Annotated in this window: 32 protein-coding genes; 6 read left to right on the forward strand and 26 right to left on the reverse strand. The window is 68.3% G+C overall.

Annotated features, from left to right (window positions below):
* Positions 1–114 precede the first annotated feature (114 nt).
* From AC07OH_RS29735 to AC07OH_RS29745, 3 genes are read left to right on the forward strand one after another with little or no spacing between them, the layout of a single operon-like run.
* Positions 115–1308, forward strand: coding sequence for an efflux RND transporter periplasmic adaptor subunit (locus AC07OH_RS29735; protein ID WP_495303085.1), 1194 nt, complete (start codon positions 115–117; stop codon positions 1306–1308).
* Positions 1305–3281, forward strand: a complete 1977-nt coding sequence (locus AC07OH_RS29740) for a MacB family efflux pump subunit (RefSeq protein WP_495303086.1) — start codon at positions 1305–1307, stop codon at positions 3279–3281. The genes AC07OH_RS29735 and AC07OH_RS29740 overlap by 4 nt, the downstream gene beginning before the upstream one ends.
* 8 nt (positions 3282–3289) lie before the next feature.
* Positions 3290–4657 (forward strand): efflux transporter outer membrane subunit, encoded by a 1368-nt coding sequence (locus AC07OH_RS29745; protein WP_495303087.1) that lies wholly within the window; start codon positions 3290–3292, stop codon positions 4655–4657.
* Here AC07OH_RS29745 and AC07OH_RS29750 read toward each other — a convergent pair.
* The 10 genes from AC07OH_RS29750 to AC07OH_RS29795 all read right to left on the reverse strand — a co-directional run bounded on the left by AC07OH_RS29750 (position 4638) and on the right by AC07OH_RS29795 (position 12040).
* The gene (locus tag AC07OH_RS29750; protein ID WP_495303088.1) at positions 4638–6038 is read right to left on the reverse strand and encodes a sensor histidine kinase; all 1401 of its coding nucleotides are present in this window, start codon (positions 6036–6038) and stop codon (positions 4638–4640) included. The genes AC07OH_RS29745 and AC07OH_RS29750 overlap by 20 nt on opposite strands.
* Positions 6035–6733 (reverse strand): response regulator transcription factor, encoded by a 699-nt coding sequence (locus AC07OH_RS29755; RefSeq protein WP_489062007.1) that lies wholly within the window; start codon positions 6731–6733, stop codon positions 6035–6037. The genes AC07OH_RS29750 and AC07OH_RS29755 overlap by 4 nt, the downstream gene beginning before the upstream one ends.
* A 50-nt stretch (positions 6734–6783) precedes the next feature.
* On the reverse strand, positions 6784–7164 hold the full coding sequence (locus tag AC07OH_RS29760; protein WP_235944284.1) for a hypothetical protein: 381 nt from the start codon (positions 7162–7164) through the stop codon (positions 6784–6786).
* Between the two features lie 5 nt (positions 7165–7169).
* Positions 7170–7661, reverse strand: a complete 492-nt coding sequence (locus AC07OH_RS29765) for a DUF4260 domain-containing protein (RefSeq protein ID WP_495303089.1) — start codon at positions 7659–7661, stop codon at positions 7170–7172.
* A complete protein-coding gene (locus AC07OH_RS29770; protein ID WP_495303090.1) occupies positions 7654–8118 on the reverse strand; it encodes a Spy/CpxP family protein refolding chaperone in 465 nt (154 codons plus the stop codon). The genes AC07OH_RS29765 and AC07OH_RS29770 overlap by 8 nt, the downstream gene beginning before the upstream one ends.
* Positions 8119–8207: 89 nt before the next feature.
* Positions 8208–8591: a DUF4148 domain-containing protein gene (locus AC07OH_RS29775; RefSeq protein WP_495303091.1), complete on the reverse strand. Its 384-nt coding sequence runs from the start codon at positions 8589–8591 to the stop codon at positions 8208–8210.
* Positions 8592–8838: 247 nt separating this feature from the next.
* Positions 8839–10650 (reverse strand): phosphoenolpyruvate--protein phosphotransferase, encoded by a 1812-nt coding sequence (gene ptsP / locus AC07OH_RS29780; protein ID WP_495303092.1) that lies wholly within the window; start codon positions 10648–10650, stop codon positions 8839–8841.
* A gap of 10 nt (positions 10651–10660) precedes the next feature.
* Complete coding sequence (locus AC07OH_RS29785; RefSeq protein ID WP_062478901.1) at positions 10661–10930, reverse strand: HPr family phosphocarrier protein; 270 nt, start codon at positions 10928–10930, stop codon at positions 10661–10663.
* Positions 10899–11354 (reverse strand): PTS sugar transporter subunit IIA, encoded by a 456-nt coding sequence (locus AC07OH_RS29790; RefSeq protein WP_062478898.1) that lies wholly within the window; start codon positions 11352–11354, stop codon positions 10899–10901. Before AC07OH_RS29790 ends, AC07OH_RS29785 begins: the two co-directional genes overlap by 32 nt.
* 149 nt (positions 11355–11503) lie before the next feature.
* Positions 11504–12040: a hypothetical protein gene (locus AC07OH_RS29795; protein WP_495303093.1), complete on the reverse strand. Its 537-nt coding sequence runs from the start codon at positions 12038–12040 to the stop codon at positions 11504–11506.
* A gap of 103 nt (positions 12041–12143) precedes the next feature.
* Here AC07OH_RS29795 and AC07OH_RS29800 point away from each other — a divergent pair, with 103 nt between their 5' ends.
* Entirely contained in the window at positions 12144–12641 is a 498-nt protein-coding gene (locus AC07OH_RS29800) for a TlpA disulfide reductase family protein (RefSeq protein WP_369645454.1), read from the forward strand.
* Positions 12642–12706: 65 nt separating this feature from the next.
* Here AC07OH_RS29800 and AC07OH_RS29805 read toward each other — a convergent pair whose 3' ends face one another.
* Positions 12707–13153, reverse strand: a complete 447-nt coding sequence (locus AC07OH_RS29805; RefSeq protein WP_489061996.1) for a c-type cytochrome — start codon at positions 13151–13153, stop codon at positions 12707–12709.
* 159 nt (positions 13154–13312) lie between these two features.
* On the opposite strand from AC07OH_RS29805, the gene AC07OH_RS29810 reads away from it, so the two are divergent.
* Positions 13313–14026, forward strand: coding sequence for a cytochrome b/b6 domain-containing protein (locus AC07OH_RS29810; protein WP_495303094.1), 714 nt, complete (start codon positions 13313–13315; stop codon positions 14024–14026).
* Positions 14023–14613, forward strand: coding sequence for a GNAT family N-acetyltransferase (locus tag AC07OH_RS29815; RefSeq protein ID WP_495303095.1), 591 nt, complete (start codon positions 14023–14025; stop codon positions 14611–14613). Before AC07OH_RS29810 ends, AC07OH_RS29815 begins: the two co-directional genes overlap by 4 nt.
* A gap of 109 nt (positions 14614–14722) precedes the next feature.
* Here the strand turns inward: AC07OH_RS29815 and AC07OH_RS29820 are convergent, their stop codons facing one another.
* The 15 genes from AC07OH_RS29820 to AC07OH_RS29890 form a co-directional block, all read right to left on the reverse strand.
* Positions 14723–15229: a peroxiredoxin gene (locus tag AC07OH_RS29820; RefSeq protein WP_495303096.1), complete on the reverse strand. Its 507-nt coding sequence runs from the start codon at positions 15227–15229 to the stop codon at positions 14723–14725.
* 83 nt (positions 15230–15312) lie between these two features.
* Positions 15313–15582 carry a 30S ribosomal protein S17 gene (gene rpsQ / locus AC07OH_RS29825; protein ID WP_056576548.1) on the reverse strand — a complete coding sequence of 90 codons (270 nt, stop codon included), beginning with the start codon at positions 15580–15582 and terminating at the stop codon, positions 15313–15315.
* A gap of 9 nt (positions 15583–15591) precedes the next feature.
* Entirely contained in the window at positions 15592–15801 is a 210-nt protein-coding gene (rpmC, locus tag AC07OH_RS29830; protein WP_056577224.1) for a 50S ribosomal protein L29, read from the reverse strand.
* A 55-nt stretch (positions 15802–15856) separates the two neighbouring features.
* Positions 15857–16273, reverse strand: a complete 417-nt coding sequence (gene rplP, locus AC07OH_RS29835) for a 50S ribosomal protein L16 (protein ID WP_007838137.1) — start codon at positions 16271–16273, stop codon at positions 15857–15859.
* 52 nt (positions 16274–16325) lie between these two features.
* Positions 16326–17237 carry a 30S ribosomal protein S3 gene (rpsC, locus tag AC07OH_RS29840; protein WP_056576551.1) on the reverse strand — a complete coding sequence of 304 codons (912 nt, stop codon included), beginning with the start codon at positions 17235–17237 and terminating at the stop codon, positions 16326–16328.
* Positions 17238–17254: 17 nt separating this feature from the next.
* Positions 17255–17587, reverse strand: coding sequence for a 50S ribosomal protein L22 (gene rplV / locus AC07OH_RS29845; RefSeq protein ID WP_007838134.1), 333 nt, complete (start codon positions 17585–17587; stop codon positions 17255–17257).
* A 9-nt stretch (positions 17588–17596) separates the two neighbouring features.
* Positions 17597–17875, reverse strand: a complete 279-nt coding sequence (rpsS, locus tag AC07OH_RS29850; protein ID WP_062478874.1) for a 30S ribosomal protein S19 — start codon at positions 17873–17875, stop codon at positions 17597–17599.
* Between the two features lie 10 nt (positions 17876–17885).
* A complete protein-coding gene (gene rplB, locus AC07OH_RS29855) occupies positions 17886–18710 on the reverse strand; it encodes a 50S ribosomal protein L2 (RefSeq protein ID WP_056576555.1) in 825 nt (274 codons plus the stop codon).
* 2 nt (positions 18711–18712) lie between these two features.
* On the reverse strand, positions 18713–19048 hold the full coding sequence (gene rplW, locus AC07OH_RS29860; protein ID WP_056576559.1) for a 50S ribosomal protein L23: 336 nt from the start codon (positions 19046–19048) through the stop codon (positions 18713–18715).
* A complete protein-coding gene (gene rplD, locus AC07OH_RS29865; RefSeq protein WP_013543942.1) occupies positions 19045–19665 on the reverse strand; it encodes a 50S ribosomal protein L4 in 621 nt (206 codons plus the stop codon). Before rplD ends, rplW begins: the two co-directional genes overlap by 4 nt.
* Entirely contained in the window at positions 19665–20345 is a 681-nt protein-coding gene (gene rplC, locus AC07OH_RS29870; RefSeq protein ID WP_489061989.1) for a 50S ribosomal protein L3, read from the reverse strand. The genes rplD and rplC overlap by 1 nt, the downstream gene beginning before the upstream one ends.
* Positions 20346–20581: 236 nt before the next feature.
* The gene (locus AC07OH_RS29875) at positions 20582–21136 is read right to left on the reverse strand and encodes a hypothetical protein (RefSeq protein ID WP_495303097.1); all 555 of its coding nucleotides are present in this window, start codon (positions 21134–21136) and stop codon (positions 20582–20584) included.
* A 17-nt stretch (positions 21137–21153) separates the two neighbouring features.
* Complete coding sequence (locus tag AC07OH_RS29880) at positions 21154–22740, reverse strand: hypothetical protein (RefSeq protein ID WP_495303098.1); 1587 nt, start codon at positions 22738–22740, stop codon at positions 21154–21156.
* 151 nt (positions 22741–22891) lie between these two features.
* On the reverse strand, positions 22892–23206 hold the full coding sequence (gene rpsJ, locus AC07OH_RS29885; protein WP_007838118.1) for a 30S ribosomal protein S10: 315 nt from the start codon (positions 23204–23206) through the stop codon (positions 22892–22894).
* 21 nt (positions 23207–23227) lie between these two features.
* Positions 23228–23302, reverse strand: a 75-nt coding sequence (locus AC07OH_RS29890) for an EF-Tu C-terminal domain-related protein (RefSeq protein WP_492679784.1), incomplete at its 5' end; no start/stop codon positions are given.

Genomic DNA, 23302 nt, shown 5'->3' on the forward strand with positions numbered 1-23302 from the left:
TTCCTGTCCCCCGAAACGCCTCATTCCACACAGGGCGCGTGGCGCGCGCTACCCGTTTCGGCGCCTCGCACGTCTTAGCAGCATGACCCTCGCTTTCTTCCGCAAGGGCGCCCGGTGACGGCGCCCGCTTCCCGTTCGCGCGCCGGCCGGCGCCTGCGCATCGCCGCCTTCGCGGCCCTGGCCCTGGCCGCCGCCGCGGTGGCCTACGTTTGGGCAAGTCCGCGCGACCCCGGCTGGGACACCGCCGTGCTGCGCCGCGGCGACATCGAAAGCAGCGTGACCGCCATCGGCACGCTGCAGCCGCGCCGTTATGTGGACGTGGGCGCGCAGGTGTCGGGCCAGATCCTGCGGTTGCACGTGCAGCCCGGCGACGCGGTGAAGAAGGGCCAGCTGATGGTGGAGATCGACCCCAGCGTGCAGCAGGCCACGGTGGACGCCGGCCGCGCCTCGCTCGCGGGCCTGCGCGCGCAACTGGCCGACCAGCACGCGCAGCACCGGCTGGCGCGCCAGCAGTTCGCCCGCCAGCAGCAGATGGCCGCCGAGGGCGCCACGCGCGCCGAAGACGTGCAGACCGCCGAAGCCACGCTGGCCTCGGCCGCCGCGAAGATCGCGCACCTCGAAGCCCAGATCGCCCAGACCCAGGCCACGCTGAAGGCCGACGAGGCCCGCCTGGGCTACACGCGCATCTACGCGCCGATGGCCGGCAGCGTGGTCTCGGTGCAGGCGCGCGAGGGCCAGACGCTCAACGCCACCTACCAGACGCCCGACATCCTGCGCGTGGCCGACCTGTCGAGCATGACGGTGTGGACCGAGGTCTCGGAAGCCGACGTGCGCCGCGTGAAGCGCGACATGGCCGTGTACTTCACCACGCTCGGCGCCGACCGCCGCCGCTGGGAAGGCACCGTGCGCCAGGTGCTGCCCTCGCCGCCCGTGCCGGCCGGCAAGAGCAGCGGCGACGCGCCGCAGGCGCCGGCCGCCAGCAAGGTCGTGCTCTACACCGTGCTGTTCGACGTGGACAACGCCGACGGCGAGCTCATGCCGCAGATGACCGCGCAGGTGAGCTTCGTCGCCGCCTCGGCGCGCGACGTGGTGGTGGCGCCGCTGCCCGCGCTCACGGCCGTGAAGGGCCAGAGCGGACGCTTCACCGCGCGCGTGCTCGGCCCCGACGGCCAGCCCGCGCCGCGCGAGGTGCGCATCGGCGTGCGCGACCGCCTCTCGGGCGAGGTGCTCGAAGGCCTGGCCGAAGGCGAGCGCCTGATCACCGGCGAGCGCGCGGCCGGTGGCGGCACGCGGAAGTTCCAGCTGTGAGTGCGGCCGAGACGAAGACGACCCCGCTGATCGCGCTGCACGACCTGCGCAAGTCCTACGGCGGCCACGACGGCGCGCCGGCCGTCGAGGTGCTGCGCGGCATCACGCTGGAGCTGCATGCGGGCGAGTTCGTCGCCATCGTCGGCAGTTCGGGCTCGGGCAAGTCGACGCTGATGCACCTGCTCGGCTGCCTCGACCGCCCGACCGGCGGGCGCTACCTGTTCGCCGGCCAGGACGTGGCCGGCATGGACGCCGACGCGCTCGCGCGGCTGCGGCGCGAGGCCTTCGGCTTCGTGTTCCAGGGCTACCACCTGATCTCCACCGAGTCGGCGCAGGAGAACGTCGAGATGCCCGCCATCTACGCCGGCGCGGCGCCCGCCGAGCGCGCGTCGCGCGCTCGCGGGCTGCTCACACGCCTGGGCCTGGGCGAGCGGCTGGGCCACCGGCCGCACCAGCTCTCGGGCGGCCAGCAGCAGCGCGTGTCGATCGCGCGCGCGCTCATGAACGGCGGGCGCATCGTGCTGGCCGACGAGCCCACCGGCGCGCTCGACTCGCGCAGCGGCGAAGAGGTGATGGCGCTGCTCGACGAGATGGCCGCCGCCGGCCACACCGTGATCCTCATCACGCACGACCGCGAGGTGGCGCAGCGCGCGCGCCGCGTGATCGAGATCCGCGACGGCTGCATCGTGTCGGACAGCGGGCGCGCGCCCGCCGACGCGCTGCCAGAGCCGCTTCCCTTGCCCTCCCCTGCGAACACAGCCGACGCAGCCGACACGCCGCGCGCCCTGCTCTCCGAGCTGCACGAGGCGCTGCGCGCGGCCTGGCGCGTGATGTGGATCCACCGCTTTCGCACCGGCCTCACGCTGCTGGGCATCGTGATCGGCGTGGCCTCGGTCATCGTGATGCTCGCGGTCGGCACCGGCTCGCAGGAGGCGGTGATGAAGCAGATCTCGCTGTTCGGCGCCGACAAGATGTACGTGGCCGCCATTCCCGACAGCGCGCGCGGGCGCGGCGGCAAGCTCACGCTGGCCGACGTCGACACCATCCGCCGCCTGCCCAACGTGCGCGTGGCCATGCCCTACATCGAGGGCTTCGTGGTCGCGCGGCGCGGCAACGTGGACCACCGCACCGAGGGCGGCGGGGCCACCACCGACTTCGAGCAGGCACTGAAGTGGCCGACCGCGCGCGGCATCTTCTTCGACGAGAGCGACGAGCAGGGCCTGGCCAAGGTCGCGGTGATCGGCGAGCGCGTGCAGGCCGCGCTGTTCGCCGACGGCACCGACCCGGTGGGCCAGCGCATCCTGCTGGACAACGTGCCCTTCGACGTGCTGGGCGTGCTCGCCGCCAAGGGCGCGGGCGGCGGCCAGGCCAGCGAGGACGAGCGCGTGATCGTGCCCTTCTCCACCGCCGCCGCGCGGCTGTACGGCAGCAACCATCCGACCTGGGTGGCGGTGGCCGTGCACGACGTCGACAAGGCCTCCGAGACGGCCGCCGAGATCGTCGAGGTGCTGGCCACGCAGCGCCACGTGCGCGACGTGCAGGTGTTCAACCAGACCGAGTCGATCAAGGCGCGCGCGCAGACCCAGCGCACCATGACCGTGATGCTCGGGCTGATCGCGGCGGTGTCGCTGGTGGTCGGCGGCATCGGCGTGATGAACGTGATGCTCATGACCGTGCGCGAACGCACGCGCGAGATCGGCATCCGCATGGCCACCGGCGCACGGCAGCGCGACATCCTGCGGCAGTTCCTGGTCGAGGCGGTGCTGGTCACGGTGACCGGCGGCGTCGCGGGCGTGGCGGGCGGGCTGCTGTTCGGCGCTGCGCTCATGGTGGCGGACGTGCCGGTGATCTTTTCCCTCACGGCCATCGCGGGCGCCTTCGGCTGCGCCGTGCTCACCGGCCTGGTGTTCGGCTTCATGCCGGCCCGCAAGGCCGCCGCACTCGATCCGGTCGCAGCCCTGTCTTCCGAATGACGAATGCCATGACGCGCCTTTTCTTCTCTCCCGCCGCGCTGGCCCTGGCGGCGTTGCTGCTCACGGGCTGCGCGACACCTTCCACCGATGCGCCTGCGCGCACACCGACCGTCGCCGATCCGTGGTGGACGGGCTTCGGCAGCACCGAGCTGCCGGCCTTTGTCGCCGCGGTCGATGCCGGCAACCCCGATGGCGATGCCGCCGAAGCGCGCCTGCGCCAGGCCGAGGCGCAAGAGCGCATCACCGGCGCCTCGGCCTGGCCCGCGCTGTCGGCGACCGCCGATGTGCAGCGCCAGGGCCGGCTCGGCGGCGATGCGAACGTGAGCGGCAACCGGCGTGCGCTCGGGCTCGATGCGCGCTACGAGGTCGACCTGTGGGGCCGCCTGCGCGCGCAGCGCGACAGCGCCGGCGCCTCGCGACAAGCCAGCGCCTTCGACCGCGACGCGGTGCGGCTTGCGCTGCGTGCGGGCGCGGGTGCCGCGTGGCTCGAAGCGCTGGGCGGGCGCGAGCGCACGGCCATCGCGCGGCGCAGCCTGGACGACGCCGAACGGCTGCTGCAGCTGGTCGAGGCCCGTGCGCGCGCAGGCGCGGCCTCGCCGCTCGAGCTTGCGCAGCAGCGCGGCATCGTCGCGTCGCAGCGGCGCACGGCCGCCACGCTGCACCAGCAGTCGCGCGCGGCGGACATCCGCATGGCGCGCTGGCTCGGCCAGGCCGGCAGCGAGGTGCGGATCACGGCCACCAGCCTGCAGCAGCTCGCGCTGCCCGCGGTGGACGCCGGCCTGCCGGCTGACCTGCTCGCGCGTCGGCCCGACATCGCACGCGCCGAGGCCGCATTGGCTTCAGCCGATGCTGACGTAGCGGCGGCGCGCGCGGCGATGTTCCCCACGCTCACGCTGAGCGCCGGCCTTTCGGCCGCGGGGCCGCGCTTCGGCACGCTGCTCGATCACCCGGTGTACAGCCTGGCGGCGGTGCTCGCGGCACCGGTCTTCGACGGCGGCCGGCGCGCAGCGGCGCGTGACCTGTCGGCCGCGCGGCGCGAGGAACTGCTCGCGAACTACCGTGCCGCCACGGTGGCCGCCTTCACCGACGCACTGACCGCGCTCGAGGCCGTGGCCGCGCTCGACACGCAGCGCGTGGCACAAGACGAAGAACTGGCGCAGGCCGAGCGCGCGCGCACGCTCGCCGAGTCGCGCTACCGCGCAGGTGCCGAGACGCTGCTCACACTGCTCGACGCGCAACGCACGCTGTTCGCTGCGCAGGATGCGCGCGCGCAGTTGCTGCAGGCACGGTTGCAGGCTGGCGTGGCGCTGTACCACGCGCTCGGCGGCGGATGGTCCGCCGAAGCCACCACGCGCCTCAGCCGAACCGCACGCTGATCTGCAGGCCGGGGTGCGCGTTGCGCACCGTGAGCCGGCCGCCGTGGGCTTCGGCGATGAGCCGGCACAGGTACATGCCGAGGCCGACACCGCCGGTGGCGCGCGCCCGCGCGCCGTCGGTGCGATAGAAGGGCTCGGTCAGGCGTTCGAGCTGCGCGTCGTCCACGCCGGGACCGAAGTCGCGCACCTCCAGCTCGGCACCGCCGTCGGCCGGCGCGCGCAAGCTCACGGTCGGCGGCTGCGGCGCGCCGGCGCTGTAGCGCAGCGCGTTGTCCAGCAGGTTGCGCACCATCAAACGCACGCGCATGCGGTCGACGGGCTGCGGCGCCAGGCCGTCCGCGAGGTCGAGCTGCACCGCTTGCGCGCCGGGCATCTCGGCCACGATCTCGCGCACCAGCGCGGCCAGGTCGACCGGCTCGCGCTGCAACGCGGCATGCGGGCTCGCGAGGCGTTCGCTCTCGAGCAGGTCGCTGATCAGGTCGCGCATCTCGTTGAGGTCGCGCAGCAGCGCCTCGCGCTCGGCCTGGCCTTCGGGCGTGGCGGGCAGCAGCTCGGCGTTGAGGCGGGCGCGCGTGAGCGGCGAGCGCAGCTCGTGGCTCAGCGCCAGCAGCAGGCCGCGCTTGGCATCGAGCATGGCCTGGATGTCGCTGGCCATGGTGTTGACGCGCTGCGCGAGGTCGCCCAGGTCGTCGTTGCGGCGGATCGGAATGGGCTGCGTGAACTCGCCGCGGCCGAAGCGCTGCGCGCCCTCGCGGATGTCGATGAGCGGACGCAGCAGCCGGCTCACCAGCGCGTAGGCCACCACCACGAGCAGCAGCAGCACGCACAGCGTGGTCCAGCCCGCCGCACGCGGCGCGAGCTGCCACAGCCGGGGCGCCCAGCCGAAGATGACCTTGTGCCCGTCGGCCGTGGGGCGCACGAACCAGCGCTCGGTGGAGAACATCGACTCCTCGCGGTCGCGGTCGTAGAACCAGCCGCCGCGCGCGTGCATGTCGTTGCCGGGGTTCGACTCCCAATTCACGCTGGGCCCGGTGATGCGGATGGTGATCGGCAGCCGGTCGACCAACGCCTGCGCGCGCACCGTGTCGGGCGGCGTGCCGAGTTCGGCAACGAGGCGGTCGGCGTAGTCCATGAGCATCGGCTGCGCGGCCTCGGCCCAGGTGCTGGAGAACGAACGCTTCATGCCGCCCACGAACACCGCCGCCATCACGAGCGCGAGCACCACGAACATCATCACGATCCGCACGCGCACCGAGCTGCGCCAGCGCTGCTGCATGTGCGCGTGCATGCGCGCATGCCAGTGCCGGCGGCGCTCCTTGCCGGGGCACAGGCCTTCGTTGTCGGCGGGCACGGCGCCTGCGCGCCTGCGGGGAAATCTCATGAAGACGGCTCGCCCGGCGCCACGGCCAGCGCGTAGCCGGCGTTGCGCAGCGTCTTGATGCAATCGAGCGGCTCGAGCTTCTTGCGCAGCCGGCTCACCACGATGTCGACCGCGCGCGTGAAGAGTTCGGCCTCGTGGCCGCGCAGCCGGTTGAGGATGTCGTCGCGGCTGAACACCTTGCCGGGCTCGCCGGCCAGCAGCGCGAGCAGGTCGAACTCGGTGCCGGTGAGTTCCACGCGCTCGCCGTGGCGCGTGACCTGGCGCCGGTCGAGGTCGATCGAGAGGCCGTCGAACACGCGCAGCTGGGCATTGGCGGCGGCTGTCGCCGGCGCGCTGCGCTGGCGACGCAGGATGGTCTGCACGCGCGCCACCAGTTCGCGCGGCTCGAAGGGCTTGGGCACGTAGTCGTCGGCGCCGAGTTCGAGGCCGACCACGCGGTCCATCACCTCGCCGCGCGCAGTGAGCATCACGATGGGGATGTCGCTTTCCTTGCGGATCTCGCGGCACAGTTCGAAGCCGTCCATCTCGGGCAGCATGACGTCGAGGATGGCCGCGTCGTAGTGCCCCGCGCGCAGCTTGGCGATGCCTTCGCTCGGGCGCTTGGCGCTGTCGAGCGTGCAGCCGAAGCGTGCGAAGTAGGTGGTCAGCGGCGCGGCGAGGTGTTCGTCGTCGTCGATCAGCAGGATGCGCGGCATGGCGGGATTGTGCCTCCTGGCAAAGAGAGCGCGAATGGCAAGGCTTGCAATCAATCCGGCCGGCATCGCACCGTCCAGACCAGGCCGGCGGTGAGGCCGGCGAGCAAGAGCACGTGGTAGACCACGTCGGGCACCGTGCGCGGGCCGATGCCCGCGACGATGGTGCCCAGGCCGACCAGCGTGCCCAGCAGGGCAAAGCCCTGTCCGGCGATCGCCGCCGTGCGGGCATGCGCGGGGCGGCGCCAGGTTTCGAGCGCCGCGAGCACCAGCACGGTGGCGATCACGGCCTCGGCGGTGCGGGCCTGCGGATGCGCGTGGCCGGCCACGAGCCAGCCGCCGTGCACCGCCGACGCGGCGGCGAGCGTGAACGCCTCGCCCAGCATCACGGTGCGCGCGAGCGCGGGGCGCATCAAGGGACGCGAACGGGCCACGGCACTCACCACGGATCGGCGCGGCCGATGCGGCCGAGGTGGGTGGACGCAAAGCCCGTCGCGTACTTCAGGCCGAAGCCCAGCGCATGGTCGAGCCCGACGCGGGCCAGCCAGATCAGCCCGCCGGCCACCGCCCACGGCTGCGCCGCGAACACGCCCAGCGCCAGCAACAGCACCGGCCCGATCAGCGCATGCGCGGCGTTGTACAGCGCCGCGCCGACGCGCGGCCCCGCGAGGTAGCCGAGCAGCGAGAGGTCGGGCGCGAACAGCCAGAGCGCGAACACGCCCCAGCCCATGCCGAACTGCGCATAGCCGACCAGCGCCACCGCGAGAACCACCGCGCCTTCGAAGCGCAGCACGGTGCGCACGCCGTCCATGGCTGGCACCGCGGGGTCGCGGGACACCGCGAAACCCACGTGCTGCTGCGGCTCTTGCAGAGCGGGCCGATGCAGCGACACGAAGCGCGCCCAGCCCGGGGGCGAGCCGATTTCAGCCATGACGCGACCAGCGGCGGCCGCCGCGCTCCATGAAGTCACGCACCTTCTGTTGCTGGGCGGGGTTCAGGTGGTCGAAGAAGTCTGCTGCTGCGGCGATGACCTCGGGGCTGCCGGTGCGCACCACGGCGGTCTTCTCTTCGATCAGGCGCGCGGCGCCGGTCTGGTCGAGCGTGTTGCCCGCGAACAGCGCCTTGAACTGCGAGCGCGGATCGCCCGATCCGCCCGCACCGCGCATGGCCTGGCGCTGCGCCTGCAGCTTCTCGGCGAGCACAGTGAGCTTCTGCTTCTGCGCGGCGTCGAGCTCGAGCTTGCTGCCGACACGCTCGACCATCTTGGCGCGGAACTCGGCGCTGTCGCCGCCCCAGCCGTGGCGGTTGCCGGCACAGCCGGCGATGCTGCCGGCCACGACGGCCAGGCCGGCGAATCCGAACAGGGTTCGTTTGATCCAGTGCTTCATAGGGGTGCTCCTTCATGCGCCCCTGCGCGGGGCTGCTTCAGTGATGGACGAGGCGACGGCGGCGACGCCCGGGGCGCCGCATCGTCGGCTCAGAGACGGTTGCCGCTGTCGCGTGCGGCGGCGGCACGCGCGTCGACGGGGTTCTGCATCGTCGAGATGACCTTGCTGTTCACGCGCGAACCGGAGGTCACGTTCTGATCGGGTGCGGCGGCGGTGCGCACGGCTTCGGCGATGACGCGGGCGCGGTCGGTCGACACGGCCACGGTCTCGGGGCCGCGCGAACCGCGCACGACGTTCTGGTCGGGGGCGGCGGCAGTGCGCACGGCTTCGGCATTGACGTCGGCGCGGCTCATGGCCGACACGGGGGCGTGAACGCCTTGATAGGTTTCAGCCTTGGCGCCAGCGGCGGCGAGCATGGCGAAGGAACCGACAGCGATGAGCTGGGCGACGGAAAAAGACGACTTGACGATCATGATGCAGGCCTTTCTTTCAGGGGTTGGAAGAGGAGACCTGATGGTGCGCGTCGATGCCCGGCGAGTCCTTTCGCCCCCGTATCGCCGTATTTCGGTTTGTTTCACCAGACGTGGCTCGCCCCAGGCTGCGCGCTCTTCGTGTCGCGCGCGCCTTCCCCCTGCCGGGGGCAACACCGACGGCCCGGCAAAGCCGGTTCCGTGGTGTTCCTGGTGCTTGCGTCCCGCCGCGAAGGGCGGGGTTGCGGGCTCAGCCCGCGAGTGCGGCGGCGGGATCGTCCGCGTCGAGCACGCTCCGCGCCCAGGGCTCGAGCTTGCCGGTGTCGGCACGCAGCACTTCCTGCTTCACGGCGAGGATGCGCGACGGGTGCATCGAGAAGCTGCGCAGGCCCAGGCCCAGCAGCAGGCGTGTGAAGGCGACATCGCCCGCCATCTCGCCGCACACCGACACGCCCTTGCCCTGGCGACGGCACTCGGTGATGGTGTCGGCCACGAGCTTGAGCACCGCGGGGTGCGCGGGGTCGTAGAGGTGGGCGACGGCTTCGTCGGCGCGGTCGATGGCCAGCGTGTACTGGATCAGGTCGTTGGTGCCGATCGACAGGAAGTCGAAGTGCTTCAGGAAGGTCTTGAGCGTGAGCGCGGCGGCCGGGATCTCGATCATGGCGCCGAGCTTGACCGGGCCGTACACCGCGCCGCGGTTGTCGAGTTCGGCGCGCGCAAAGTCGATGAGCGAGAGCGTCTGGCGGATCTCGCTGGCGTGCGCGAGCATCGGAATGAGCAGGTGGATCTCGCCGTGCGCCGCCGCGCGCAGGATGGCGCGCAGCTGCGTGAGGAACATCGCCGGATCGGCCAGGCTCCAGCGGATGGCGCGCAGGCCGAGCGCGGGGTTCAGGTGCTCCTGCTTGCTGGCCGACTTGCCGTCCAGCGGCTTGTCGGCGCCCACGTCGATGGTGCGGATGGTGACGGGCATGCCCTGCATGCCCTCGACCGCGCGCTTGTAGGCCTGGTACTGCTCTTCTTCATCGGGCAGGCGCGTCTGGCGCGCCGAGTTCTCGCGGCCCATGAAGAGGAATTCGCTGCGAAACAGGCCCACGCCCACGGCGCCGGCCTTGACGGCGCCCAGGGTGTCTTCGGGCATCTCGATGTTGGCCAGCAGCTCGACGCGCTGGCCGTCGAGCGTGACGGCGGGCTTGTGGCGCAGCCGCGCGAGCCGGCCGCGTTCGAGGTCGCCCTGGCGCTGCTTGAAGCCGTACTCGGCCAGGATGATCGGCGACGGGTCGACGATCATCACGCCGGCTTCGCCGTCGATGATGACCCAGTCGTCCTGGCGCACCAACTGGCTCGCGGAGCGCGCGCCGACGATGGCCGGGATGTCCATGCTGCGCGCCACGATGGCGGTGTGCGAGGTGCGCCCGCCCACGTCGGTCACGAAGCCCGCGAACACGCTCTTCTTGAACTGCAGCATGTCGGCCGGCGAGAGGTCGTGCGCAATGAGCACCAGCGGCACGTCGAAGCCGTCGCCCGCGGTGGGGTCGTCGTCTTCGTCGTCGTGGTCGTGATGGGCGGCGGCGCGCTTGCGCCGCGGCGGGCTCGGCGCGAGCACCGCGGCCGTGCCCTTCATGCGATGCAGCATGCGCTCGACCACCTGTTCGAGGTCGGCCTTGCGCTCGCGCAGGTACGGGTCCTCCATCTCGTCGAACTGGCGCGCGATGATTTCGAGCTGCGTGGTCAGCGCCCATTCGGCGTTGTACAGCCGCTCGCTGATCCAGTGCTTCACGCCGCCGCTGAGCACGTCGTCCTGCAGCAGCATCTGGTGCACCTCGAGCAGCGCCGCGAGTTCGTGCGGCGCGTCGTTGGGGCCCATCTGCGCCACGCTGGCCTGCAGCTTGGTGAGTTCGTCGGCCACGGCGTTGCGCGCGGTGCGCACGCGGTCGATCTCGCTCTCGATCTCGTCGGGCTTGATGAAGTAGTGCGCCACATCGATGCGGCTGGACACCACCAGCACCGCGCGGCCGATGGCAATGCCACGGGCGACTGGGAGACCGTGGACTGCGAAGGTCATTCGAGGGTCCTTATTCGCCTTCGCCGAACTTGTCGTCCATGAGCTGGACTATCGCGTTCATGGCTTCGTCTTCCTGCGGGCCGTTGGTCTCGAGCTCGACGGTCACGCCGAGGCCGGCGGCCAGCATCATGACGCCCATGATGCTCTTGGCATTGATGCGGCGGTCGCCGCGCGACAGCCACACCTCGCAGGGGAAGCTGCCCGCGAGCTTGGTCAGCTTGGCCGACGCACGTGCGTGCAGGCCCAGCTTATTGCTGATGGTCACGGATTTCTTGATCACTGTGCTTTCTTTTCGCCTGGTTCTGGGGAGCCGCCACCGCCACCTGCATCACGCCGGCGGTGCCGCCCGCGAGGGCGCGCTGCACCAGGGTGTCGAGCGGTTCGTGGCGGTAGGTGACGGCGCGCAGCAGCATCGGCAGGTTGACACCGGCCACGAGCCGCGAGCGCACGCCGTCCACCAGCTTCTGCGCGACGTTGCAGGGCGTGGCACCGAACACGTCGGCCAGCACCAGCACCTGCGAACGCGGCGCATGCAACTGCTGCGCGAGCGTGATGCGCGCGGCGGCCAGCGTTTCTTCGGGCGACACGTTGGGCAGCACGTCGAGCGCCACGACCGCCTGTTCGCAGTCGGGGAACACATGCAACGCGCACTGCCGCAGCGCCTGTGCGAACGGAGAGTGGGCAATGATGAGGATGCTGTTCATGCGGCTCGGAGGACGACGCGTCGATTATGCGGGGGCGCCCAGAGGAAGTAGAGACATGGATGGAGGACACAACGCGCCAGCCGGGGAAGGCGGCCATTGGCGCCACGGCAACAGCTACAAAAACGATAGCTGCGCCTCACGGCCCGGGCTCAGGGCAGGCGCAGGCCCTCGAAGAAGGTCTTGGTCGCCTCGGGCGAGGACGGGCGGCCGAGCACGGTGGCCTGGTAGAGCGACACAGTGCCGTCTTTCTGCGACTGCGCGAACCAGAGCACCTGGACCGGCGCCACGCCCTGCTGCGCCGATTGCCCGTCGAGCCGCACCGGCGCGGGCACGGCCGTGGCACGCGGCAAGGTGGCCGGTGCCTCGATCACCTGCGCCACGCCGAGCTGGCCCCGCGTGGCCGTGCGCCAGGCCGTGAGCCAGGCCTCGGCCTGCGCCGGGCTGGTGGCGGCGGCATGGGCCACGGCGAAGGTCGCGCCGCCGGCTTCGCAACCGGTCATGTCGACCTGCACCGACTCGGCCCCCAGCGGCAGCGCGCGCTGGGCGCGGTCGGCCTTGCAGGGCAACAGCGCGACCAGGCCGGCGTCGGCGATCGGCACTTCGCGCCAGTTGAAGGTGGGGCTGCAGGCGCCCAGCGCGGCGGCCAGGGCGAGCACGGGCCAGGAGGGGGAAGGAAGCGAGGGCATCGGAGGACGATTATCGAGCGGCCTTCGGGAGGATGAAGGGCCTGCGCCCACGCGATCCTGCACGCGGAACTAAAATCGCCCCGCCTTTCTCTTTCAGGTGCCCATGAAAAAATACATCGCTGCCGCCGCCGTCGTGATCGCCCTGGCCGCCGGCGTGGGCGTGTACCTCGGTTCGGGCAGCACCACCGCCCCGGCCTCGACCTTCGTGCTGCTCGACGGCACCACCAAGAGCACCGCCGACCTGAAGGGCAAGGTCACACTGGTCAACTTCTGGGCCACGAGTTGCGTGACCTGCGTCGCCGAGATGCCCAAGGTGATCTCGACCTACGACAAGTACAAGGCCCAGGGCTACGACACGCTGGCGGTGGCCATGAGCTACGACCCGCCGAGCTACGTCGTCAACTTCGCCGAAACCCGCAAGCTGCCGTTCAAGGTGGCGATCGACAACACCGGCAGCGTGGCGCAGGCCTGGGGCGACGTGAAGCTCACGCCGACCACCTTCATCGTCAACAAGAAAGGCGAGATCGTGAAGCGCTATGTGGGCGAGCCCGACTTTGCCGAGCTGCACAAGCTGATCGAGAAACTGCTAGCCGAGGCCTGATCTCCCGGCCCTCCAAAGCAAAAGGCGCTCCGAGGAGCGCCTTTTTCATTGCGGAAGCCCGCGGCTTACTGGTTGCGGAAGCTGTCGTGGCAGGCCTTGCAGCTCGCGCCGGTCGGGCCGAACTGGGCCTTGAGCGCGTCGATGTTGCCGGCCTTGGCGGCGATGACGAGCTTGCCGGTCTCGGCGATCACCTTGTCCTGGTGTTCCTTGAACTTCGCGGCTTCCTTCCAGACTTCGGGCTTGGCCTTGCCGCCCTCGGTGCCGGCACCGAAGCCGGCCCAAGGCAGCTTGGCCATGTCGGCGACGATCTCGGCGTTGGCGGCAGCGGCGGCGGCGTCGTAGGGCGCCCGGCCGTTGGCCATGGCGCCGAGGCGGCCGAAGTGCTGAGCCATCACGAACAGCGCGCTCTGGCGGTACTTGATGGCATCTTCGGGCTTGGCGAACTGTGCCGCGGCGGGCAGGGACATCGCAGCGCAGGCGGCTGCAAGGGCGAACGAAGCAAAACGGGTCATCGTGGGTCCTTGTGTGGGGTTTCGGCACCGTCGAACGCGGTGCTGCAGGCAGTGTAGGGGCTGCCCGTGTCGGGCGCATAGCAACAACCCGGTGGAAGGACCGGGCCGGACTTTGCTAATCTGCGCCTTCCGCAGCCTCGCGCCCCGGCGCCTTTTTCGATGACCGACACCCTCTCGGTGGCCCGCACACGCGTCTGGGACCTGCCGACCCGCCTCTTTCACTGGGCGCTCGCCTTCGCCGTGATCGGCCTGATCGTGACGGGCCTGAACGGCATCATGGAATGGCATTTCCGCCTCGGCTACACCGTGCTGGCGCTGCTGCTGTTCCGGCTGGTCTGGGGGGTCGTGGGCGGGCGCTGGTCGCGCTTCGCGGCCTTCATCTATGCGCCGGGCTCGGTCATCGCCTACCTGCGCGGCAAGTCGCACCCCGACCACCTGATCGGCCACACGCCGCTGGGCGCGCTGTCGGTGTTCGCGGTGCTGGCGCTGTTGATCCTGCAGGTCGCCACCGGGCTGATGGCCGACGACGAGATTTCGGCCTCCGGGCCGCTGACCCGCTTCGTGTCGGGCGCGATGGTGAGCCTGGCGACGGGCTGGCACAAGGCGCAGGGCAAGTGGATCGTGATCGCCCTGGTGAGCCTGCATGTGCTGGCGGTGCTGTTCTATGTGCTGGTGAAGCGGCACCGGCTGGTCGGGCCGATGCTGTCGGGCGACAAGCTGGTGATTGCGGGTGCGGCCTCCAACGGGAACGGCAATGGCAATGGCAACGGCGTGGCCCCGAGCCGCGACGATGCGGTATCGCGCACGCTGGCACTGGTGCTGTTCGCGCTGTGCGCTGGCGTGGCGTTCTGGGTGGCGTCGTTGCGCGTATGAGCGGCTTTTCCGTCTCCCGCCCGCTGCCGCTGTCGGACATGCCGGCCGTGGTGCTCCTCGTGCCCGACGAACCGCATGAAGTCGACGCCGTGCGCGCCATCTTCCGCGACTACGCGGGCTCGCTGACCATCGACCTCGCGTTCCAGGACTTCGACAGCGAGCTGGCCGACCTGCCCGGCGAGTACGCCGAGCCGCGCGGCACCTTGCTGCTGGCGCTGGTCGATCCCGCCCATGTGAACGAAGACGCCGGCCGCGCCGCGCCCACGCTGAAGCGCGCCGACGGCACGCTCGCCCACGTGGCGGGCTGCTGCGCGCTGCGCCCGCTCGACACCACGGACTACGCGAACGCGGCGGAAATGAAACGTCTGTATGTGCGCCCCGGGTTCCGGGGGCTTGGGCTTGGCCGACAGCTGGCCGAAGCCATCCTGGATGCCGCGCGCAGCGCAGGCTATGCCTGCGTGCTGCTCGACACCCTCGACGACATGGAGTCGGCGCGCGCCCTCTACGAAGACCTGGGCTTCGCAGAGGTGCCGCCCTACTATCACAACCCCGTCGCCGGGGCTCACTACCTCAAGGTAGATCTCTAGGCTCGCCCCCAGGCTGCGCGCACTTCGTGTCGCTTCGCCAACCCCCTACCGGGGGCGGGCCGGCCGCTTCGGGCGGCCGTGCGCGGCGGCCCCCACGAAAGATCCGAGTTCAGCCGCGGGCTTGTGCGAGAAGCGTGTCGGCGTCGCTCACTTCGAACTTGCCCGGGCCTTCGACGTTCAGCGTCGCGACCTTGCCGTCTTTCACGAGCATCGAGTAACGGTTGCTGCGCAGGCCCATGCCGCGGCCAGTCAGGTCGAGCGTGAGGCCGGTGGCTTTGGCGAAGTCGGCGCTGCCGTCGGCCAGCATGCGCACCTTGGCGCCGGTCTTCTGGTCGCGCGCCCAGGCGCCCATCACGAACGCGTCGTTCACGCTCACGCACCAGATCTCGTCCACGCCGGCGGCCTTGAAGTCGTCGAAGTGCTGCACGTAGCCCGGCACATGCTTGGCCGAGCAGGTGGGCGTGAAGGCGCCCGGCAGTGCGAACAGCGCGATGGTCTTGCCTGCCGTGGCCTTGGTCACGTCGACCGCGTTCGGGCCGATGCTGCAGCCCTCGCCCTCGACTTCGGAATATTCCTGCAGGGTGGCCGAAGGAAGGGTGTCGCCGACTCTGATCATGTAATTTGCTCCTGAAAAAGAAAAACGGCCCACATTGTGGGCCGTTTTCGGATGGGTTGCCTCGAGGGCGACCGGGTGCTTGATCAGACCAGGGCGGCCTTCTCGACCAGACGGGTCACAACCCAGTTCTTGGTCTTCGAGATCGGACGGCTTTCCGTGATCTCGATGGTGTCGCCCAGCTTGTACTCGCCCTTTTCGTCATGGGCGTGGTACTTGCTCGTCTTGGCCACGATCTTGCCGTAGAGCTCGTGCTTCACACGGCGCTCGACCAGCACGGTCACGGTCTTGGCACGCTTGTCGCTGACCACCTTGCCGATCAAGGTGCGCTTGAGGGATTTTTTAGCTTCCGTCATGTTCACTCCTTACTTGGCGGCTTGGGTCTCTTGCTCTTTCTGAGCAAGAATGGTCTTGGCGCGAGCGATGTCGCGACGCGTCACGCGCAGCGTCGTGGTGTTCGACAGCTGTTGCGTGGCTTTCTGCATGCGCAGGCCGAAGTGGGCCTTCTGCAGATCCTTGATTTCGGCTTGCAGGCCTGCGACGTCCTTCGTGCGCAGGGTTGCGGCCTTCGTCACCTTGGCCGAAGCCGCGGTTTCTTTCTTCTTACGTGTTGCCATGGGTGTTCTCCTCTCAGGCGCCGAGCTGGCGAGCGACGAACGTCGTACGCAGCGGAAGCTTGGCGGCGGCCAGGCGGAACGCTTCGCGGGCGAGTTCTTCGGGCACGCCGACGATCTCGAACACGATCTTGCCAGGCTGAATTTCAGCGACGTAGTACTCGGGGTTGCCCTTACCGTTACCCATCCGCACTTCAGCGGGCTTGGTAGAGATCGGCTTGTCCGGGAACACGCGGATCCAGATACGGCCACCGCGCTTCACGTGACGCGAGATCGCGCGACGAGCGGCTTCGATCTGGCGCGCCGTGAGGCGACCGCGGTCGGTGCATTTGAGACCGAAATCACCGAACGCAACCGAGTTACCCGTGGTTGCGATGCCGGTGTTGCGGCCCTTTTGTTCCTTGCGGAACTTTCTGCGTGCAGGTTGCAGCATGTTTTGTTACTCCGTGAGGGCCCCAGGCACTTGCGTGCCCGGGAGCGACCGATTACTCGGTCTTGGCACCGTCCGCTGCTGCAGCGGGCGCGGCTTTGCGGACGCGCTTAACGGCGGGTTTCGAGTCTGCACCGGCACCGCCGGTTGCTTCTGCGGGCTTGTCGCTGCCATCGGCCGGAGCGGTGTTGCCACCGATCGGACCACGGGCACCGGCACGGGGGCCGGGACCACGACGGTCGCCACCCGGACGGTCGCCAGGGCGACCATCACGGCGGGGACCACGCGGGCGGCGCTCTTCGTCCGGACGCGGCGTTTCGACAGCCGGCAGGTCGTTACGACCCAGCGTGTCGCCCTTGTAGACCCAGACCTTGACGCCGATGACGCCGTACGTGGTCTTGGCTTCCGAGGTGCCGTAGTCGATGTCGGCGCGCAGCGTGTGGAGGGGCACGCGACCTTCGCGGTACCACTCGCAACGAGCGATTTCGATGCCGTTCAGGCGGCCCGACGACATGATCTTGATGCCCAGGGCACCCAGACGCATGGCGTTTTGCATGGCGCGCTTCATGGCACGGCGGAACATGATCCGCTTTTCGAGCTGCTGCGTGATGCTGTCGGCAATCAGCTGCGCATCGATTTCAGGCTTGCGCACTTCTTCGATGTTGACTGCAACCGGCACGCCGAGCTGCTTGCCCAGTTCGCGCTTGAGGTTCTCGATGTCTTCGCCCTTCTTGCCGATCACGACGCCCGGACGAGCCGAGTAGATCGTGATGCGTGCGTTCTTGGCGGGACGCTCGATCATGACGCGCGACACCGAAGCGTTCTTCAGCTTCTTCTTCAGGTATTCGCGAACCTTGATGTCTTCGGCCAGCATGCCCGCGAAATCGCGGTCGCTTGCGTACCAACGGCTGGACCAGTTACGGGTGACCGCAAGGCGGAACCCGGTTGGGTGGATTTTCTGTCCCATATTTCTTCCAGGCCTTCTTAGTTGCCAACCGTCACGTACACATGGCACGTGGGCTTGCTGATGCGATTGCCGCGACCCTTGGCGCGCGCCGTGAAGCGCTTGAGCGTTGCACCTTGCTCGACGTAGATGGTCTTGACCTTCAGCTCGTCGATGTCGGCACCGTCGTTGTGCTCGGCGTTGGCAATTGCCGACTCGAGCACCTTCTTGATGATCACAGCGGCCTTCTTCTGCGTGAATTGCAGAACGTTGAGCGCTTGATCGACCTTCTTGCCGCGGATCAGGTCCGCGACCAGACGGCCCTTGTCGACCGACAGGCGGACACCGCGGAGGACTGCACGTGTTTCAGACATGGTCGTTCCTTACTTCTTCTGGACTTTTTTGTCCGCGGGGTGCCCCTTGAACGTGCGCGTGAGCGCAAATTCGCCGAGCTTGTGGCCGACCATCTGGTCGGTGATGTACACGGGCACGTGTTGCTTGCCGTTGTGCACAGCGATGGTCAGACCGATGAACTCGGGCAGAACCATCGAGCGGCGCGACCAGGTCTTGATCGGCTTCTTGTCCTTGTTCGTCACGGCCTTGTCGGCCTTGGCCACCAGGTGGTGGTCGACGAAAGGACCCTTTTTGAGAGAGCGAGTCATTGGCTATCCCTTACTTCTTGCGACGCGACACGATGAAGACCTGCGTGCGCTTGTTGTTACGGGTGCGATAGCCCTTGGTCAGGTTGCCCCACGGGTCGACAGGATGGCGGCCTTCGCCAGTCTTGCCTTCGCCACCACCGTGCGGGTGGTCGACCGGGTTCATCACCACGCCGCGAACGGTCGGGCGGATACCCATGTGACGCTTCACACCGGCCTTGCCGAGCTGGCGCAGGCTGTGTTCTTCGTTCGCCACTTCACCGATGGTCGCGCGGCATTCGATGTGAATGCGGCGGACTTCGCCCGAACGCATGCGGACCTGGGCGTAGACGCCTTCGCGGGCCAGCAGCGTGGCCGAGGTACCGGCCGAACGAGCGATCTGCGCACCCTTGCCGGGTTGCAGCTCGATGCAGTGGATCGTCGAACCCACGGGGATGTTGCGGATCGGCAGGGTGTTGCCGGCGCGGATCGGGGCTTCTGCGCCCGACATCAGGGTTGCACCAGCTTCCAGACCACGCGGGGCGATGATGTAGCGGCGCTCGCCGTCGGCGTAGCAGACCAGAGCGATGTGGGCGGTGCGGTTCGGGTCGTACTCGATGCGTTCGACCTTGGCCGGGATGCCGTCCTTGTTGCGCACGAAGTCGACAATGCGGTAGTGGTGCTTGGCACCACCGCCACGATGGCGGATCGTGATGTGACCGTTGTTGTTACGGCCGGCCTTCTGGAACTGGGGTTCCAGCAGGGCTGCGTGAGGCGCACCCTTGTGCAGGTGGTCACGCGAAATCTTCACCGCGCCGCGTTGGCCCGGCGAAGTGGGTTTCATCTTGATGACGGCCATGATTAAGCGCCTTCCCCGACGAGGTTGAGCTCTTGACCGGCCTTCAGCGTCACATAAGCCTTGCGAACGTTGTCGCGGCGGCCGATGGACTTGCCAAAGCGCTTGGTCTTGCCCTTGGTGTTGAGCACCGACACGCCCTGGACTTCGACCTTGAACATCAGTTCAACAGCGGCCTTGATCTCGGGCTTGGTGGCGTCTTGCAGCACCTTGAAAGTGACAGCGTTCGACTTCTCGCCGACCATCGTGGCCTTTTCGGACACGATCGGTGCGACCAGCACGTTCATGAGACGGCCTTCGTCGAACTTACGTTGTGCAGGGGTGGGGTTCACGCGGCTCATGCGAACATCTCCTTGAGCTTGTCGACGGCACCCTTGGTGACCAGCACCTTCTTGTAGTGAACCAGCGACACCGGATCGGCGTAACGGGGTTCGACCACGAGGATGTTGACCAGATTGCGCGAGGCAAGGTACAGGTTTTCGTCGACTTCTTCGGCGATCACGAGCACGGACTCGAGATTCATTGCCTTGAAACGGGCTGCCAGCGGCTTCGTCTTGGGCGAATCCACGGTCAGCGAATCGACCACGGCCAGACGGCCTTCGCGAGCGAGCTGCGAGAAGATGGCGGCCATGCCGGCGCGGTACATCTTCTTGTTGATCTTCTGCGAGAAGTTTTCGTCAGGCATGTTCGGGAAAATACGACCGCCTCCGCGCCACAGGGGCGAGGACGTCATACCGGCACGGGCGCGGCCCGTTCCCTTTTGCTTGAAAGGCTTCTTGGTCGAGTGCTTGACCTGTTCGCGGTCCTTCTGGGCGCGCGTGCCTTGACGGGCGTTGGCCTGGAATGCAACGACGATCTGGTGAACCAGGTCTTCGTTGTAGTCACGGCCGAACACGGTCTCGGGGGCGTCGTACTTCGACGCGGCCTGGCCTTGTTCGTTCAGGAGTTCGAGTTGCATTACTTCGCTCCTTCAGCCGCTTGCGGCTTGGCCTTGATGGCGGGACGCACGGTGACGAAGCCACCCTTCGAACCCGGGATCGCGCCCTTGATGAGCAGCAGCTGACGTGCTTCGTCGATGCGGAACACGTCGAGGTTTTGCGTCGTGCGGGTGACGTCGCCGAGGTGGCCCGTCATGCGCTTGCCGGGGAACACGCGACCGGGGTCTTGTGCCATGCCGATCGAGCCGGGCACGTTGTGCGAACGGCTGTTACCGTGCGACGCGCGCTGCGAGCTCATGTTGTGACGCTTGATCGTGCCGGCGTAGCCCTTGCCGATGGTCGTGCCTTGCACGTCCACCTTCTGGCCCACGGAGAACACGCTGCTTGCCGCGATCACGCCGCCAGCCTTGTGCTGACCTGCGGTATCGGCGGTGACGCGGAATTCCTGGCTGATTTCACCAGCTTCGACACCTGCCTTGGCGAGGTGGCCGGCTTGGGGCTTGGTCACGCGCGATGCTTTGCGCGAACCGAACGTCACCTGCAGGGCGACGTAGCCATCGGTCTCTTGGGACTTGATCTGGGTCACACGGTTGTTGGACACATCCACCACCGTGACAGGAACTGCGTCCCCGTCATCGGTGAAGAGACGCATCATCCCCACCTTGCGGCCCAGCAACCCGAGGGAGTTGCTCAGACTCATTTGTTTTCTCCAAAAATGGAAGACTTCCTTCGCCGCTGCCACTTCAATTGGCGACAGCGTTTGGCTGGTTTCCCGGCCTGCGAGAGAAGGTTGATAAATCTCTGCCAAAAGGGGCGCCCGAACGGACGCAACAAGGGCAGAGCCAGAGATTATAGCCCGCAGTCGAACCGGGGCGCAAGTAGCCCTGTTCGGGCCGGATTCAGGGGCTTCCGGCCCTGCTTGGGCGGCTTTTCAGCCTATTTCGCAGGCTGCGAAATGATGTTGTCGCCGTCCGGAAGCGACTTGACGTCGCCGTTGGCCTTCATGGCGGGGGCCGCCGCGCCGGTCTGGATCGGGATGGAAACGGCGCTGGTCCGTCCACCTTGCTTGATGAACACATTCAGGTAGGCCAGGCCGTCGCCCTGGCTGACCACGGTGACGGAAGCGTCGGAACGCGGCCCCGGTGGCAGGCTCAGCGACGCGCTGCCGGACAGCGTCAGGCCCGCATCGACCGTCAGCGCCACGCTGGCGCCGGCGGGGTCGGTGACACCGTCGAACTGCAGGACGACCACAGTCGGCTTGCCGGCCTGCGGCGCGCCGCCCAGCCTGTATTGCAGCTTGACGCCGGAGTCGTTGGGTTTTCTCGACGCGGTCACCCAGGGCGTGGCAGAACCCTTCAGGCCTGCAGGCGACAACTTCGCGGTGGTGCGCGCCGGCGGCATCCCGTCAGCCAGGGCGCAGGCCGCGAGCGCGGACAGTGCAAGCCCCGCCGTCAGTGCGGCGGCCAGAGAGAGGCGAGTGTTCAGGATCATCGCGAGCCTTCCCTTCCTTATTGAACGAGCACGTTGAGGCACAGCGGTGAAGCAGAGGAGCTCGTCATTGCCGCATCCCGCACCGCCAGAACGTACTCACCCACGCTCAGGCTGACCCGGTTGCCCGACCGGGCGATTTCTCCGCCCCGGAAGACGTCGAAGTCCGGCGCCGTGGCACCCCCGACCGTGACCTGGTAGTCCCGGTTCGCCGGCGCGGTGAAGCGCAGGTAGGCGATGTTGCCGAGCTTGTTGCCCGTGCCCGCCACGTTGGAGACACAGACGTTGTTGAGCATCGCACCGACCGTCAGGGCCTTGTACATCGGCAGTACGCCGGGCACGCTGGGCACCCCGCCATCGTTCGTTTCGCCCGCGCCGAATGCATCGTTGGAGATGATGTTCTGCGCGCTCAACAGGCTGTTCAGTGCCGAGGCGTTGCCAGGCGACGTCGCATTGAACGCCGCGGCGAAGGCGTGGATCGATGTGACCGCCGCGCCGCTTCGGAACTGGAAGCCGGTCAAGGTGTCGTGGATGGGCTTGAAGCCGGCCTGTCGGTTGAGGTTCCACAGGATGGCCTGGACCGACAGTTCGCGGAACCAGCCCGGGTTGCCGGTCGGGGGCCCGGCGGACAGATCCAGGCGCCCACCGTCGCCCTGCTGCGCACCCGTCGAATCCACGTAGTTGCTTCGGTTCAGGGCGATGCCAGACCATGCATTGCCCCAGCCCTCGGAAAATGCGAGCCGCCGGTCGAGACGATCCGTTCCGTCATGCTCGCCCCCCATCGAGTCGTCGCGGCTGAAGGCCGACTGGTAGTAGTGGCCCCACTCGTGCGCGATCACCGGCGCATCGAACTCGTCGGTGTCGACGCCTTCCTTGCCAAGCACGTAGATCTGCCGGCCGCTGCTTCCGTTGTTGAAGAAAAAAGTCGTGCCGATCTGGCCCGCTGCCAAGCTGCCGGCCGAGGGCGTGTTGTTGATGCTCCAGAAGACCTTCAGCGAAGGGAACGCCGAAGCCGGCGCCACCGACAGCACCTTCTGCATGGAGGTGTAGACCGTGTCGAGCACGGCGAACGGCGCCGCGACCCGCGTCCCGCTGTATCGCGAGCCGTCCCAGCCACTGTCCGCCCGCAGGTCGCGCGTCAACGCCGCGCTCCCCGATGAGAAGCTCGGCGACTGCATGGAATACATGGCGTCGCTGCGGGTGTTGTCGCGCACCGTGACGTCCCAGGTGGCACCCGAGCCGGTCCGGGTCAACTGGGCTCGCACGCGCACGGCGATGTTCGTGTTGGCCGGCACCGAAACCGCGTAGTTGCCACCGTCATCCGTGGTGGTCAGCGCGAGCTGCGCCGACGTGTTGGCATCGAGCACTTCCACCGTGGCGCCGCGCACGGGCTTGGCCGTGGTGTCCGCGTACACAAGGGGGCCGCTGTTGTTCGGCACCGAGTCGTAGGTGGCTTTCCCGCTCAGGGCGACCGGGTTCAGCACGATCGGCAGGCCGATGGGGAACCCACCGCCGCCTCCGCCGCCACCGCCTCCCCCACCGCAACCTGCCAGCAATGCCGCGGCAATACACGCCGCACCGAATGCAAAAGAGAACTTCTGGCTCATCACGTGTGCTGCCCTCATTTCAGCCCCGGCGCACTGCGTCCCGCAGGCCGGTGCGCGAGGATGCCACAGTTGAGAAACAAACGTGAAGCACAAAAAAGCCCGCCGGCATTTCTGCGGGCGGGCTGTGCTCGGAATGCGACGCGAGGTCGAATTACTGCAGCTTGATCTCGACGTCGACGCCGGCCGGCAGGTCGAGCTTCATCAGCGCGTCCACGGTCTTGTCGGTGGGATCAACGATGTCCATCAGGCGCTGGTGCGTGCGGATTTCCAGCTGGTCGCGCGACGTCTTGTTGACGTGCGGCGAACGCAGGATGTCGAAACGCTTCATGCGGGTCGGCAGGGGCACGGGGCCCTTGACGATCGCGCCGGTGCGCTTGGCGGTGTCCACGATTTCAGCGGCCGACTGGTCGATCAGCTTGTAGTCGAATGCCTTCAGGCGGATGCGGATCTTTTGCTTGGTAGCCATGGTGATTCCTTTGCTTCCAGCTTAGATGTCGAGGATCTTGGCCACGACGCCCGAACCCACGGTACGGCCGCCTTCACGGATGGCGAAGCGCAGGCC

The organism is Variovorax sp. GW821-FHT10C12, assembly GCF_059415405.1.

Coding starts and splice junctions, on each gene's coding strand:
- AC07OH_RS29745 (WP_495303087.1), top strand. CDS start 3,290: ATGACGCGCCTTTTCTTCTCTCCCGCCGCGCTGGCCCTGGCGGCGTTG.
- AC07OH_RS29750 (WP_495303088.1), bottom strand. CDS start 6,038: ATGAGATTTCCCCGCAGGCGCGCAGGCGCCGTGCCCGCCGACAACGAA.
- AC07OH_RS29755 (WP_489062007.1), bottom strand. CDS start 6,733: ATGCCGCGCATCCTGCTGATCGACGACGACGAACACCTCGCCGCGCCG.
- AC07OH_RS29765 (WP_495303089.1), bottom strand. CDS start 7,661: ATGGCTGAAATCGGCTCGCCCCCGGGCTGGGCGCGCTTCGTGTCGCTG.
- AC07OH_RS29770 (WP_495303090.1), bottom strand. CDS start 8,118: ATGAAGCACTGGATCAAACGAACCCTGTTCGGATTCGCCGGCCTGGCC.
- AC07OH_RS29775 (WP_495303091.1), bottom strand. CDS start 8,591: ATGATCGTCAAGTCGTCTTTTTCCGTCGCCCAGCTCATCGCTGTCGGT.
- ptsP (WP_495303092.1), bottom strand. CDS start 10,650: ATGACCTTCGCAGTCCACGGTCTCCCAGTCGCCCGTGGCATTGCCATC.
- AC07OH_RS29790 (WP_062478898.1), bottom strand. CDS start 11,354: ATGAACAGCATCCTCATCATTGCCCACTCTCCGTTCGCACAGGCGCTG.
- AC07OH_RS29795 (WP_495303093.1), bottom strand. CDS start 12,040: ATGCCCTCGCTTCCTTCCCCCTCCTGGCCCGTGCTCGCCCTGGCCGCC.
- AC07OH_RS29800 (WP_369645454.1), top strand. CDS start 12,144: ATGAAAAAATACATCGCTGCCGCCGCCGTCGTGATCGCCCTGGCCGCC.
- AC07OH_RS29805 (WP_489061996.1), bottom strand. CDS start 13,153: ATGACCCGTTTTGCTTCGTTCGCCCTTGCAGCCGCCTGCGCTGCGATG.
- AC07OH_RS29810 (WP_495303094.1), top strand. CDS start 13,313: ATGACCGACACCCTCTCGGTGGCCCGCACACGCGTCTGGGACCTGCCG.
- AC07OH_RS29815 (WP_495303095.1), top strand. CDS start 14,023: ATGAGCGGCTTTTCCGTCTCCCGCCCGCTGCCGCTGTCGGACATGCCG.
- AC07OH_RS29820 (WP_495303096.1), bottom strand. CDS start 15,229: ATGATCAGAGTCGGCGACACCCTTCCTTCGGCCACCCTGCAGGAATAT.
- rpsQ (WP_056576548.1), bottom strand. CDS start 15,582: ATGACGGAAGCTAAAAAATCCCTCAAGCGCACCTTGATCGGCAAGGTG.
- rplP (WP_007838137.1), bottom strand. CDS start 16,273: ATGCTGCAACCTGCACGCAGAAAGTTCCGCAAGGAACAAAAGGGCCGC.
- rpsC (WP_056576551.1), bottom strand. CDS start 17,237: ATGGGACAGAAAATCCACCCAACCGGGTTCCGCCTTGCGGTCACCCGT.
- rplV (WP_007838134.1), bottom strand. CDS start 17,587: ATGTCTGAAACACGTGCAGTCCTCCGCGGTGTCCGCCTGTCGGTCGAC.
- rpsS (WP_062478874.1), bottom strand. CDS start 17,875: ATGACTCGCTCTCTCAAAAAGGGTCCTTTCGTCGACCACCACCTGGTG.
- rplB (WP_056576555.1), bottom strand. CDS start 18,710: ATGGCCGTCATCAAGATGAAACCCACTTCGCCGGGCCAACGCGGCGCG.
- rplW (WP_056576559.1), bottom strand. CDS start 19,048: ATGAGCCGCGTGAACCCCACCCCTGCACAACGTAAGTTCGACGAAGGC.
- rplD (WP_013543942.1), bottom strand. CDS start 19,665: ATGCAACTCGAACTCCTGAACGAACAAGGCCAGGCCGCGTCGAAGTAC.
- rplC (WP_489061989.1), bottom strand. CDS start 20,345: ATGAGTCTGAGCAACTCCCTCGGGTTGCTGGGCCGCAAGGTGGGGATG.
- AC07OH_RS29875 (WP_495303097.1), bottom strand. CDS start 21,136: ATGATCCTGAACACTCGCCTCTCTCTGGCCGCCGCACTGACGGCGGGG.
- AC07OH_RS29880 (WP_495303098.1), bottom strand. CDS start 22,740: ATGAGCCAGAAGTTCTCTTTTGCATTCGGTGCGGCGTGTATTGCCGCG.
- rpsJ (WP_007838118.1), bottom strand. CDS start 23,206: ATGGCTACCAAGCAAAAGATCCGCATCCGCCTGAAGGCATTCGACTAC.